This window comes from Motiliproteus coralliicola (assembly GCF_003345655.1).
GTDB lineage: Bacteria > Pseudomonadota > Gammaproteobacteria > Pseudomonadales > Balneatricaceae > Motiliproteus > Motiliproteus coralliicola.
Genome location: NZ_QQOH01000001.1, coordinates 304,058 through 317,079 on the forward strand (window position 1 = coordinate 304,058; position 13,022 = coordinate 317,079).

13 protein-coding genes are annotated in these 13,022 nt (G+C 56.4%); 5 read left to right on the forward strand and 8 right to left on the reverse strand.

The features are described from left to right. Window positions 1–229: 229 nt before the first annotated feature. Window positions 230–1,966 carry a SulP family inorganic anion transporter gene (locus DV711_RS01475; protein ID WP_114693872.1) on the forward strand — a complete coding sequence of 579 codons (1,737 nt, stop codon included), beginning with the start codon at window positions 230–232 and terminating at the stop codon, window positions 1,964–1,966. 1 nt (window position 1,967) lies between these two features. Here the strand turns inward: DV711_RS01475 and DV711_RS01480 are convergent, their stop codons facing one another. The 8 genes from DV711_RS01480 to hemN all read right to left on the reverse strand — a co-directional run bounded on the left by DV711_RS01480 (window position 1,968) and on the right by hemN (window position 8,864). After that, window positions 1,968–3,212 carry a cation diffusion facilitator family transporter gene (locus tag DV711_RS01480; protein ID WP_114693873.1) on the reverse strand — a complete coding sequence of 415 codons (1,245 nt, stop codon included), beginning with the start codon at window positions 3,210–3,212 and terminating at the stop codon, window positions 1,968–1,970. Between the two features lie 66 nt (window positions 3,213–3,278). Then, on the reverse strand, window positions 3,279–3,635 hold the full coding sequence (gene queD / locus DV711_RS01485) for a 6-carboxytetrahydropterin synthase QueD (protein ID WP_114693874.1): 357 nt from the start codon (window positions 3,633–3,635) through the stop codon (window positions 3,279–3,281). 151 nt (window positions 3,636–3,786) lie between these two features. Beyond that, window positions 3,787–4,095 (reverse strand): YqfO family protein, encoded by a 309-nt coding sequence (locus DV711_RS01490; RefSeq protein WP_114693875.1) that lies wholly within the window; start codon window positions 4,093–4,095, stop codon window positions 3,787–3,789. A 28-nt stretch (window positions 4,096–4,123) separates the two neighbouring features. After that, window positions 4,124–4,768, reverse strand: coding sequence for a 7-carboxy-7-deazaguanine synthase (gene queE / locus DV711_RS01495; protein ID WP_114693876.1), 645 nt, complete (start codon window positions 4,766–4,768; stop codon window positions 4,124–4,126). Between the two features lie 29 nt (window positions 4,769–4,797). Further along, the gene (rdgC, locus tag DV711_RS01500) at window positions 4,798–5,766 is read right to left on the reverse strand and encodes a recombination-associated protein RdgC (RefSeq protein ID WP_114693877.1); all 969 of its coding nucleotides are present in this window, start codon (window positions 5,764–5,766) and stop codon (window positions 4,798–4,800) included. A gap of 152 nt (window positions 5,767–5,918) precedes the next feature. Beyond that, window positions 5,919–6,452 carry an adenine phosphoribosyltransferase gene (locus DV711_RS01505; protein ID WP_114693878.1) on the reverse strand — a complete coding sequence of 178 codons (534 nt, stop codon included), beginning with the start codon at window positions 6,450–6,452 and terminating at the stop codon, window positions 5,919–5,921. Window positions 6,453–6,568: 116 nt separating this feature from the next. After that, complete coding sequence (fnr, locus tag DV711_RS01510) at window positions 6,569–7,330, reverse strand: fumarate/nitrate reduction transcriptional regulator Fnr (protein WP_114693879.1); 762 nt, start codon at window positions 7,328–7,330, stop codon at window positions 6,569–6,571. A gap of 142 nt (window positions 7,331–7,472) precedes the next feature. Beyond that, window positions 7,473–8,864 carry an oxygen-independent coproporphyrinogen III oxidase gene (gene hemN, locus DV711_RS01515; protein ID WP_114693880.1) on the reverse strand — a complete coding sequence of 464 codons (1,392 nt, stop codon included), beginning with the start codon at window positions 8,862–8,864 and terminating at the stop codon, window positions 7,473–7,475. A gap of 611 nt (window positions 8,865–9,475) precedes the next feature. Between hemN and ccoN the strand changes: the two genes are divergently transcribed. The 4 genes from ccoN to ccoP are packed head-to-tail and all read left to right on the forward strand — an operon-like array spanning window position 9,476 to window position 12,698. Then, entirely contained in the window at window positions 9,476–10,912 is a 1,437-nt protein-coding gene (ccoN, locus tag DV711_RS01520) for a cytochrome-c oxidase, cbb3-type subunit I (protein WP_114693881.1), read from the forward strand. A gap of 14 nt (window positions 10,913–10,926) precedes the next feature. Beyond that, window positions 10,927–11,643 (forward strand): cytochrome-c oxidase, cbb3-type subunit II, encoded by a 717-nt coding sequence (ccoO, locus tag DV711_RS01525; RefSeq protein WP_114693882.1) that lies wholly within the window; start codon window positions 10,927–10,929, stop codon window positions 11,641–11,643. Beyond that, window positions 11,636–11,848, forward strand: coding sequence for a cbb3-type cytochrome c oxidase subunit 3 (locus DV711_RS01530; RefSeq protein ID WP_114693883.1), 213 nt, complete (start codon window positions 11,636–11,638; stop codon window positions 11,846–11,848). Before ccoO ends, DV711_RS01530 begins: the two co-directional genes overlap by 8 nt. Further along, window positions 11,838–12,698 (forward strand): cytochrome-c oxidase, cbb3-type subunit III, encoded by an 861-nt coding sequence (gene ccoP / locus DV711_RS01535; protein ID WP_114693884.1) that lies wholly within the window; start codon window positions 11,838–11,840, stop codon window positions 12,696–12,698. Before DV711_RS01530 ends, ccoP begins: the two co-directional genes overlap by 11 nt. Window positions 12,699–13,022 lie beyond the last annotated feature (324 nt).

Sequence of the window (13,022 nt, forward strand, 5' to 3'; positions counted from 1 at the left end):
TGAGGCTGGGTTGAAAACGATGCGCCAGCATGCCCGAACCGGACCGGCCAGGCAAGCGATGCCAGGGAGGCTTCACACTGGGCGTGCTTTGGCTGTTGAACAGGCCAAGGGATACGTTGGGCGATAGTTTGATTTACCCTGATGGATCAAATGGATATAACTGTCTGATCAAAAAACAACCGCGCAAGGCGGTTGCTAGCTGTCTGATCTCTTAGCCGGACGAGTCGCTATGGCATGGTTCCACGGGCTGCACTTCAATAACCTGCGCGGTGACCTGTTTGGCGGGATCACGGCGGCGGTGGTGGCGTTGCCGTTGGCGTTGGCGTTCGGTGTCTCCTCCGGCGCGGGTGCCATTGCTGGGCTTTACGGGGCAATTTTCGTTGGCCTGTTTGCGGCGCTGTTTGGCGGTACCTCTGCCCAGGTGTCGGGCCCGACCGGCCCGATGACGGTGGTGATGGCCACGGTTTACACTCAGTTGATCGCGGCGGATCCCCAGGCCGGTCCGGCTATGGCCTTTACCGTGGTTATGCTCAGTGGGTTGTTTCAGATACTGTTCGGCCTGATGCGGCTGGGGCGCTATGTCACGCTGGTGCCGTTTCCGGTGATCTCCGGGTTTATGACCGGGATCGGGTTGATCATTATCCTGTTGCAGTTGGGGCCGCTATTGGGCTTTGCTGCAGGCGCCGATGTGCTGCTGGCGTTTAAGGCATTGCCGACCCAACTGGCGACCCTCGATCCGGCGTCCTTGAGTCTCGGGGTGATGGCGCTGGTCATTCTGTTCTTCTGGCCATCGACGTTGGCGTTGTGGCTGCCCGCACCGTTGGCGGCATTGATCCTAGGCACCTTGATGGCGCTCTGGGGATTTGCCGATAGCGATCTGGCGGTGATCGGCGCGATACCAACCGGAATGCCCGGCTGGCATCTTCCCAGCTTCAGCGCCGAGCACCTGCAGCTGATGTTGACGTCGGCCTTGATGCTGGCCGCGCTGGGGGCCATCGATTCGCTGCTGACCTCGTTGGTGGCCGATAATATGCTCAAAACCCAACACCGCTCCAACCGTGAGCTGATCGGTCAGGGGCTTGGCAATCTGGTATCCGGACTGTTTGGTGGCCTGCCGGGAGCCGGCGCTACGATGCGTACGGTGGTCAACGTCCGGGCCGGTGGTCGAACGCCGCTGTCGGGGGCGGTACATGCACTGCTGTTGCTGGCCGTGGTCCTGGGTGCCGGGCCGTTGGCCGAGAAGATTCCGTTGGCGGTTCTGGCCGGGATTTTGATCAAGGTCGGGCTGGATATTATCGATTGGAACTTTCTACGCCGGGCCTATCTGGCACCGCCGTTTGTGTTGTTCTTGATGGTGCTGGTGTTGCTGCTGACGGTCTTCGTCGATCTGATCGTAGCGGTTGGGACCGGGGTTTTTCTGGCCAATCTGTATACAGTGAAGCGGTTGTCGGACCTGCAGCTGGGTGAGCTGCGTCTGGTACAGGCCGATGATGCCGGGCTCGATCAGATCGAGCGGCGGATGCTGCAGCACTGCGGTGATCGTTTAGCAATTTACCGGATCAACGGCCCGATCAGTTTCGGAGCGGCGAAAGGTATCCATGCCCGGCTGCGCAGCGACCAAGGGCATGAAGCGCTGGTGCTTGACCTGCACGGCGTCTCCTATATCGATGTCTCGACCGCCCTGACGTTGGAAGAGATCATTCTGGAGATCAAAGCCGGCCAGCGACTGATCTATCTGGTGGGAATGAAGCCGGATGTCGAGCAGGTGTTGAAGCGGATGCGGGTGCTGCAGCACCTACGTACGGACCAGGTTTGCGAGGATCGAGAACAGGCGTTGGGGCGGGCTTGCCGGGTTTTGGCCGTGGATGTGGCGGTGGGCGGCGATCCGGCCTCAGATTCGGATGGTATGGCGATCGCGGCAGCCGAAACCACCGCTGCGCGGTTCAAAGAGAGGCCGCCTAGTTAGCTCAGCCCGCGCTCCACAGGGTTAACTTACGGAACCAGCTGTGGCTGCTCAATTGTTGGTTGAGCTGGTCAGTCAGTTGGTGATGGATTTCGATGTCCCTGACCAGGTGGCCGCCGTCGCCACCATCGATAAACAGGTCGATCTCGATCTGGCCACTCAGATAATGCAGATTGATCCGTGAACGCTGCAACTCCGGGGCGATCTGATTCAGGGTACTATCGACCACCGATTTCACCTCGGAGCGCAAGGGTAGGACAGCACAGAAATTGGGGTCGTCGTCGTCTTCGGTATCGATATGGAAGACCACATGCCCGATCGACGGGAACTTGACCTTCAAACGCTGCACTGCCGAATCACCGATATAGTGGCTCTCGGACGAGCTGATATAGGGCGCCACCTGGATATGCATCTCCAGCAGTGACTTGGAGCCCATCCGGCGGGATTTAAAACTGTGTACCGCGATGACCCCTTCGACCTGCATCACCTCGTCGGTCAGCTCTTTGAGCTCATCGGCGGGCAGGGCGGTATCGACCAACTCGCGCAGGCTGTCAAAGCACAGGTCCCAGCCGATCTTGGCAACAAAGATCGCCACTGCCACCGCAGCCAGTGAATCGAACCAGGGGAAACCCAGCATCGCGCCGCCGACACCGATCAGTACCACCAGCGAGGAGTAGGCATCGGTACGAGAGTGCCAGGCGTTGGCGATCAGCAGGTCGGAACCAAGCTTTTTACCGGCGGCCAGGGTGAAGCGGAACACCCACTCCTTGGCGATCAGCGAGGCAAGAGCCACCACCAGGGCCGGCCAACCGGGAATCCGAGCTTCGGTGTTGGTAAACAGGTTCAGAATACTGTCGTAGGCCATGGCACCCGCCACGGCGACCAGCAAGAAACCCAGCGCAACGGTGCCTAGGGTTTCGAATCGCTCATGCCCATAAGGGTGGTCTTCGTCCGGCTCGGCATGGGAGATATTGACGATGAAGACCACCATAAAATCGGTGACCAGGTCGGACAACGAGTGGATTCCGTCGGCGATCAGCGCGTGGGATGCGAACAGCCAGCCAACCACCACTTTGGCGACCCCGAGGATGCCGTTGATGATGGCCCCCAACCAGGTGATTCGAACCGCATACTTGCGTTTATCGTCCGGCAGATCGAAGTCATCGGCAGAGAAACCGTGTTCATGGCCGTGGTGACCGTGGCCATGGCTATGACTTTGGGAATGACTGTGGGTAGGGTCAGCGCTCATTCGGTTCGAACCGTTGGATCGTTAGTTTTAGCCTAGCAGGCGGAGGTTGTTAGGATTGAAAGTCGGTTAATCGCCTTCGTAAACGCAGCCGCTGGTGCAGGTTTCTTTGATCAGGATTTTGCTCAGCTGTGGCAGCGAAGGCTTCAGCTCTTTCCAGATCCATTTCGCCAGCACTTCGCTGGTGGGATTCTCAAGCCCTTCGATATCGTTCAGGTAGTAGTGATCTAGGCGGTCATAGATCGGTTTGAACGCCGCCTTGATATCGGCAAAGTCGACGATCCAGCCGGTATGGCTATCCACTTCGCCGCTGACGTAGATCCGCACAAAGAAAGAGTGGCCATGCAGGCGCCCGCATTTGTGCCCTTCCGGAACATGGGGCAGCAGGTGGGCCGCTTCGAAGGTGAACTCTTTGTAAATTTCCATACGTATCCAGTAATGTCAGAGGGGATCAGGCAGGCGGCCCAAAGGGGCGCTATTTTAACCAGTTGATCCGGGGGTTGAAACTGCTAAACAAAAACCGCTAAACGAAAACCCTGGCAGGCTTATTGGGCTGTGATCTATCGGCTTTGGTGGATCAGGTTTGCACTGGGATCAACTGATAAGCCGGTGTTTCGTAGGGGTGGCTCTGTTTCAATGCGGCGATAACGGCGCTACGGACCTGTTCGTCCAATACCAACTCGACCTTGTACTCTGGTTCCTGTTCCACCTGACCGACCTGGCCCAAATAGGGGTTTGCGCCGTCCAGGGCGCGGAACTGGCCACGACCTTCGGTCACCCAGCAGCAGCTGTCGTAGTTACCAATCCGGCCCGCGCCGGCGGCGAAAATGGCTTGCTGAGTGGCTTCCAGGTGGCTGGCCGGGACGTAGTATTCGAGCTTCAACATGATCGGGCTCCAACAGCGTTGGTTTGACTCAGGGGATATCGACCAGTTTATGGACCTGCAGGCTCAGTCGCCAGCGCGGATGCTCGTGGCAGTAGCTCAGGCAGGCGTTCAGATTGGCGTTGTTATCTCCACCGTCGAGAGGTTGTAGATAGAAATTGTCGAAATCCAGGCTGGCGAAGTCAGCCGGGTCGACCCCCGACTGGGGATGAACCAGCTTCAGTTCGTGGCCGCGAAGCTGGACCAGTTCGCTGCTGCCCTTGGGGCTGACACAGATCCAGTCCAGCCCGGCCGGTGCCGGTAGGGTGCCGTTGGTTTCCACGGCGACCTCAAAGCCGCGGGCTTGAAATGCCTGAATCAGCGTTTCATCCAACTGCAGTAGCGGCTCGCCGCCGGTACAGATCACATAAGGGGTGCCGCCCTGGGCCTGATTGCTGCGCCGGCGCCACAGGGCTGCCACGGTATCGGCCAGTTGTTCGGCGGTCGGGTACTTTCCGCCCAGCTCGCCATCGGTACCGACGAAATCGGTATCGCAGAAATCACACTGGGCCTTGGCACGATCCTGTTCACGGCCGGACCAGAGATTGCAGCCGCTGAATCGACAGAAGATCGAAGCGCGCCCGGCTTGAGCGCCTTCTCCCTGGAGGCTGTAGAAAATCTCTTTAACGCTGTACATCAGAGTGGTCCGTTAATTCGATGGCTCAATTATAGAGCCGCTGCCGTAGTTGTTTCAGCGCTGCTGGAAACGATGGCCGATTGGTAGGCGTCCTGATTCTCACCGCCCAGCGCATCGAGCAGTTCGGGAAGCAATGTTCCGAGGGTTTCGGTCAGTAGGTAGAAATCGGCGTCGAATCGGGCCGCGGCGTCTTCGGCGCCCATGTCGGCGGCCTGATCGAGCAGCGCATCGGCAAATTTAAGACGACGCAGGATCAGATCTTCACCGAGTATGAAGCTGGTTTGATCACGCCAGCCCAGCGCCAGCTTGACCGCTTGCTTGCCGGCTTTCAGGTGCGGCTCGATCTCGACACCCAGCAGGTCCTGCTGTTTGCAACGCAGTACAGCTCCGTTCTCGCTGGGATCCTTCAGTTCGGCTTCTTCGCCCAGTTCCAGGCCGCCCGGCAGGCTTTCATCTTTGTCCAACCAGCTGGTCATGATGGAGGCCGGTGCATTATTTAACGCGGGGATACTGACCGGCAGCGAACCCAGGGTGTGGCGCAGGTGCGAGCACAGCTCTTCGGCACGCTTGGCGCTGCTGGCGTCGACCACCAGCAGTCCCAGTTTCGGGTCGATATAGGCCAGGGTGCGCTGGTAGCGGCTGAAGGCCTTGGGAAGCAGCGTCATGATGACCTCGTCTTTGAGTTCATCGCGCTCCTTCTTACGAACCTTTCGATCCTGTTCGGTTTCGATCTGCTCGACCTTTTCGCTCAGCTGATCCTTGACCACAGAGGCGGGTAGGATCTTTTCCTCTTTCTGGGCGCAGATCAGCAACGAACCGTTGGCGCTGTGGACCAGCTGCTCACTCAACTTGGCCATCGGTGCTGCCCAGCCGTAGCGGCTCAGTTCCTGGGAGCGACAAGGGCTGAAGGTTTGCTCGGCCAGCTGTTGTTCCAGCGCCTCGGCGCTCAGTTCAAAAGGACGGGTGAAACGATAAAAAACTAGGTTTTTGAACCACATACAGGAACCTGTAAAGAATCTCGAATAAACAGAAGCGAGTGGACCTCGCCGAGGGCGAGCGATCATAGCATGATCGAGTGGAATGCCCCAGTAATGCCAGTTGGCAACCCAAGGCGGCGCAGGTTATCGACGGATAACCTGCGCAGGCATGATCAGTAGGCGATCAGGGTGTGGACCGGAATCCCAGCTTCCTGAATTTTGCTGGATCCATGCAGGAATGGCAGGTCGATGATGGCGGCCGCTTCGGTGATTTCGGCACCCAGTTTGCGCAGCAAGGTGCTGGCGGCCAGCAGGCTGCCACCGGTGGCGATCAGGTCGTCGATCAGCAGCACCTTGTCGCCCTCTTTACAGGCGTCGGTGTGAACTTCAACACAGGCACTGCCGTATTCGAGTTGGTACTCCTCGGTGAGGGTGTCACCGGGAAGCTTGCCTTTCTTGCGGATCAGAATCAGCGGCAGGTTCAGTTTGTAGGACAGGATCGAGCCGAGCAGGAAACCACGGGCATCAAGGGCGGCGATATGGCTGATATCCGCATCGATGTAACGTTGGGAGAACGCGTCGATTACACAATGAAGCGCTTTGGGATCCTGAAACAGCGGTGCAATGTCCCGGAACATGACACCGGGCTCGGGCCAGTCGGGTACGGCACGGATGACTGAACGGATATAGCACTCGTCGTAGGACATGATAGCTCCTGTGTTTCTTACTCTCCGGCTCGGTGGCCGCTTAATCGATAAATTGGCAGCCGCGAATCATAGCAGCTATTGCGGCCATTGCGCAGTCGGGTAGGAAGGATGTTCGCTTAGGGGATCAGCGGCTCGTCGTGACGGGCTTCACCCGAGACAATCCGCAGTTCGTCCAGATCGAGGAGCTCGACCTCTTTGCCTTCAACCTGGATCAGTTGCTGTTTTTGGAAACGGCTGAAGATTCGGCTGACGGTTTCGACCGCAAGCCCCAAGTAGTTGCCGATCTCGTTACGGGACATCGACAGGCGGAAAAGCGAGGCGGAGTAGCCGCGGCGTTTGAACCGGTCGGAAAGCTTCAGCAGGAAGGTAGCGACCCGCTCTTCAGCGGTTTTTTTACTCAGCAGCAGCATCATCTGCTGTTCTTCGCGTAGCTCTTTGCCCATGCATTTGATCAGTTCGGCTTTTAATGAGGGCAGGCGATTGGAGAGTTGTTCGAAGCTGTCGTAGGGAATTTCGCAGACGGTGGTGGTTTCCAGGACTTTGGCGGAGATGGGGTAGTCGTCGGTATCGATGGCGCTCAATCCGATCATCTCGCCGGGAAAGTAGAAACCGGTGATCTGTTCTTCGCCCGCATTGGTGACGGTATAGGTTTTGATAGAGCCGGCGCGTACCGCATAGATAGCAGTGAAGGGTTCGCCCTGATGGAACAAGTGCCCGCCTTTTTTCAGTGGCGGACTCTGTTCGATGATTCGTTCCAGTTGAGCCGCATCCTGGCTTTCCAGCGTGAAGGGCAGGCACAGACTCACAAGACCGCTATTTTGTGACTGTACGTCGCTGAAAGTACGAGACTTATCCTGAGTGCTCGGCTTCACAGCCATAGAGTGAGCTTCCTGCGCTGGATTGTTTTTCAAATGCTTATCCGACGCATTATGGCCCATCTATCGGCGTGGGTGAACCCTCAAACAGCCCGGTTTGCAGAAAAGCTTGCCAGCAGCGAGCAACCTCGCTGCTGGCGGCTGTTTAGATGATGCGAGAGAAGGTACGTCCAGCCTGCAGTTTCGGCATATAAGCGTCGAAAGTCATGCAGATACGGCGGATCAGCAGGCGTCCGGCTGGGGTGACCTCGATGCGGCGACCGTCGATTTCCACCAGGCCGTCGGCGGCAAACTGCTGGATCAGTTCCAGCTCGTCTTTGAAATAACTGTCGAAGTCGATCTCAAATTCGCGCTCGATAACGCTGGGGTCCAGCTCGAAATGGCAGATCAGCTGGGTGATAACCCGACGGCGGATGCTGTCATCACGGGTCAGGATCACGCCTCGCTTGATCGCTTGGGCTTTGTCGGCCACCGCTTTCTGGTACAGCTTCAGGTCGTGCTCGTTCTGGTAATAGACGTCGCCGATCTGGCTGATAGCGGAGACCCCCATGGCAACCAGGTCACAGTCGCTGTGGGTGGTGTAACCCTGGAAGTTACGGTGCAGGTGGCCTTCGCGTTGAGCAACGGCAAGCTCATCGTCGGGCTTGGCGAAGTGGTCCATGCCGATGTACTGGTAACCGGCATCGATCAGCTGATTGATGGTGTTCTCCAGAATCACCAGCTTGTCGCTGGGCGCGGGTAGGTCTTCACCGTTGATATGCATCTGGGAGCGGAATCGGTCCGGCATATGGGCGTAGTTGAACACTGACAGGCGATCCGGGCTCAGTTCGATCATGGTTTCAACGGTTTTGGCGAAGCCGTCGATGGTTTGATGGGGCAGGCCGTAGATCAGGTCGACGTTGACCGACTTGAAACCGAGCTCGCGTGCGCTGGTGATGATCTCCTCGGACATCGAGGTGGGTTGAATCCGATTGACCGCTTCCTGCACCTTGGGGTCGATATCCTGAACCCCCAGGCTGACCCGGTTGAAGCCAAGTTCGCGAATCACCTCCATGCGCTGGGCGTTCGCCTCGCGCGGATCGATCTCGATGGAGTAGTCACCCTGATCGTCGTCGCGTAGGTGGAAGTGCTGACGGGTCTTATCCATCAGTTCGCGCATTTCATCGTCGCTGATAAAGGTCGGAGTGCCGCCGCCCCAGTGCAGCTGATTAACGATGCGGTCGTTGGAATACCAGTTCGATAGCGTGGCCATCTCTTTATAGAGCTCATCCAGATAAGGCGCGGCCCGCTTTTTGTTCCGGGTGATCATCTTGTTACAGGCGCAGTAGTAACAGACATGGGTACAGAACGGGATATGGAAGTACAGCGAAAGCGGTGCGCTGGAGTCAGCGGTGCTTTGGCCGGTCTGTACCAGTTGCTCGGCGCTCAGTTCCGGATCGAACTGGATAGCGGTTGGATAGGAGGTATAGCGTGGGCCGGATAGGTCGTAACGCTTGATCAGCTCCAGGTTCCACTGGATTTGGGAGTTTTTTACCACGTCAGATACACCAACAAAAAAGACTGAAAGATGCCGCAATGACCCAAAATGAGCCTCGGGTTGATGGGGAATTATTAGAACACACTGCGAGTTGGGTTGCAGTAGCTATTGAACAGGGGTTTGAGGTATGTAGACCAAAATTTACATATGTCAAGTTTCTGCATGAAGGGGTGGCTGTGGTGATAGGTAACAATGAGCTCGTTGTTATGGGTAGTGGGAGAAGTGGAAAGGGGCCAGTATTGACGCCGGGTTGATCTCAATCTTTGAGTGAATAGGTCGGGTTTTTGGGACCCGTTTTGATTATGTTGTCAGTGCTAAAAAAGTAGGAATTCCGTACTCTTTTAGTCGGTTTCTGCTGCGTTGCAATGTGTTTTTTTGCAAGCCAGAACTGCGTCGAAAAAATGCCAAGTTGGAACCGATTATGCATTGATAAGAAACGGCTTAATCTCAAGTAGTTGAGCGGTTTTGCGGGGTATTTGAGGCGTTAAAAAAGCCATAGATATGTTTGACAATTGTCACAAAAAACGGTCTTATAAAGCCCGCAAAAATCCTGCGTGTTAGTGGGGTTATTGCACCACAACAAATTTGTCTGACCCAAGAAGGGGGGGTTCATGGACGCCAGAGCAGAGCAGAAGTACAGCCTCGGGGTTGTGCGCTGGTTCGCCGTTATGGCTGTTGTCTACCTGGTGGTAGGCGCATCCGTCGGGGTGTATATCGCCTCGGAACTGGCATGGCCGGTACTTAATTTCGATATTCCACAATTGACCTTTGGGCGCTTGCGTCCGTTACACACCAACGCGGTAATCTTTGCGTTCGGTGGCTGTGCCTTGATGGCAACGGCATTCTACTCGGTCCAGCGCACCTGCGGTGTTCGCCTTTGGAGCGAGAAGTTGGCGTGGTTCACCTTCTGGGGATGGAACCTGATTATCGTTAGCGCAGTTATCACGCTGCCGCTGGGCTTCACTCAAGGCAAGGAATATGCCGAGCTTGAGTGGCCGATCGATGTTGCCATCGCTGTGGTCTGGTTGGCCTACAGCTTCAACTTCATCATGACTATCGCTATCCGTAAGAGCTCGCACATCTATGTGTCGAACTGGTTCTTCCTGGCGATGATGATCATGATCACCTACCTGCACGTCGTAAACAGCCTGTCGATCCCGGTTGGTCTGTTCAAGTCCTACTCCATTTTCTCTGGTGTACAGGATGCGATGATTCAGTGGTGGTGGGGCCATAACGCGGTTGGTTTCTACCTGACTGCTGGCTTCCTGGGCATTATGTACTACTTCGTACCGAAGCAGGCTGGTCGTCCGGTTTACTCTTACCGTCTGTCTGTTATCCACTTCTGGGCGCTGACCTTCGGTTACGTCTGGCTGGGTGCTCACCACCTCCAGTACACCGCACTGCCGGACTGGACTGGTTCTCTGGGTGCCGCGGTATCTCTGGCGATGATCATCCCGTCCTGGGGTGGTGCTATCAACGGTATGATGACCCTGTCCGGTGCTTGGGATAAGCTGCGTACCGACTACACGCTGCGCTTCCTGATCATGTCGCTGGCGTTCTACGCGATGTCGACCTTCGAAGGTCCGGTCATGTCTATCAAGACCGTTAACGCCCTGTCTCACTACACCGACTGGACCGTTGGTCACGTACACTCTGGTGCGTTGGGCTGGGTTGCCATGGTTGGTGCCGGTGCGATCTACCACCTGATCACCCGTTGCTTCCACACTGAAATGTGGTCCGCCAAGCTGATCAACGTTCACTTCTGGCTGTTCACCATCGGTACTGTGGTCTACATCGTTGCGATGTGGGTGTCCGGTATCATGCAGGGTCTGATGTGGCGTGCCTATGACGAATACGGCACCCTGGTTTACACCTTTGCCGAGTCCGTCGAAGCGATGCATCCGTACTACGCGATGCGTGCGATTGGTGGTGCGATCTTCCTGTCCGGTGCAGTCCTCATGCTGATCAACGTAGTGATGACTGTTCGTAAGTCTGCCGCAGAAGGCAAAGTTGACCAGGCGCGTACTGCTGCCTTGGCCAGCGCTTAAGGGAGAAACGGAAAATGGCAGATAATCAAAAGCCGAAGAACCTCCAGGAGAAGATGGAGGTTAATATCTGGGCGCTGGTATTGATGACCGCAATCGCCGTATCGGTGGGTGGTATCGTCGAGATCGTTCCGCTGTTCACCATCGATAAGACGATGGAGCACAAGAGCACCGCACCCGAGATCGTCTGGGATCGTCCCGCAGACGCCACCATGAAGGATTGGAAAGCCGGCGACGGCATCCGTCCTTACACTCCGCTGGAGCTGGCTGGTCGTGACGTTTACCTGCGTGAAGGTTGCTACCTGTGTCACTCACAGATGATCCGTCCGTTCCGTGACGAGAAAGAGCGTTACGGTCACTACTCACTGGCTTCGGAGTCGATGTACGACCACCCGTTCCAGTGGGGTTCCAAGCGTACCGGTCCTGACCTGGCTCGCGTAGGTGGTAAGTACTCCGATGACTGGCAGCGTAAGCACTTGCGTGCACCGCGCTCCGTTGTGCCCGAGTCCGTCATGCCTAACTACCCATGGCTGCAGCATGCCGAAGTTGATGGTGAGCAGATTGCTCGTCACATGAGCGGCCTGCAAACCATCGGCGTTCCTTACACCGATGCCGACATCGCCGAAGCTCCGGCTGCGGTGAAGGGTAAGAGCGAAGAAGATGCGATGGTCGCCTACCTGCAGGTGCTGGGTACGATGGCCAAGCTGGACGATAACAAGGTTTACCGTGAGTAGTCTGAAAGAATATTTCAGTACTGATTGGGCGGCGATGACCGCGACCGATTGGGTCGGAACGATCCTGACCGTGGTCATCTTTGTCCTCATGGTTGTAGCTTACGTCTACGCCTACCGTCCGAAGAACAAGGAGAAACTTGAAGATCGCAAGTTTCAACTTGACGACGGTGAGCGGTTAGATAGCGGAGAGAAAAATGGCGGATGAAAAAAACCCATTTCCCGGTGAAAACAACACTGGGCATATCTGGGACGACAATATTCGGGAGCTGGATAACCCGGTTCCGCGTTGGTGGATGGTAGGCTTCTGGGCCTCAGTCCTCTGGTGGGTGGCTTACGGCATCCTGTACCCGATGATCCCGCTGGGTGAAGACAGCACCAAAGGTGTGCTGGGTTGGACCCAGATCGGCGAGTACAACGACGGCGTGGCAGAAGTTCAGGCGGTTCGTGCCAAGTTTGAAGATCAGATCGCGGGTATGACCCCGGCTGAGATTCTGGCTGACGATGGTTTGAGCGGTTACGCAACGGCTTCGGCCCGCGTTCTGTTCGGTGACAACTGTCAGGCCTGTCACGGTGCTGGTGGTCAGGGCGGTCCGGGCTACCCGGTACTGGCTGATGATAACTGGTTGTATGGTGGCACTATTGAAGCCATCACCCAGACCATCACCAGCGGTCGTCAGGGCATCATGGTTGCCCATGGTGCAACACTGTCGGATCAGGAGATCGATACCCTGGCACAGTACACCGTGGACTTGAGCCAAGGTCAGGCCAACGAGGCTGGCGCCGAGCTGTATCAGACCAAGGGCTGTTTTGCCTGTCACGGTCCTGATGCCAAAGGCCTTCAGATCATGGGTTCAGCTAACCTGACCGATGCCATCTGGCGTTTCAACGAAGACGACAAGCTGGCCAGCGCCAAGTACACCATCAAGCATGGTGTTAACGCTGCCAATGACCCGATGACCCGCGAAGCGGTGATGCCGGCGTTCAGTGCTCGTCTGAGTGACAACGATATCAAGAAACTGGCGGTATACGTCCACAAGCTGGGCGGCGGTCAGTAACGATGTGATCCTCCTGGGGGGTGGCTAGCTGCCCCCCAACATTCACCCACGGATAAGGGGAGAATACTATGGGTGTAGATGCTGTAGTTATTGGATCGGTGTTGTGTGTGGTTGGTGCGACTGCGATCGTGGTTTATTGCTGCGTTAAGGCAGTCAAACTGATCAATGAAACCAAGAGCCAGGAATAGGTTCTAAGGTTCCAGCAACAGTAATAAAAGGGGGCTACGGTTGCCCCCTTTTTTGCTACTCAAGCTTTTACTGTGGGTTTTGCCGGGGGCAAAATTCAGACTAAAAGCTTGTTGTCCAGACAGTAGAGTTATTCGC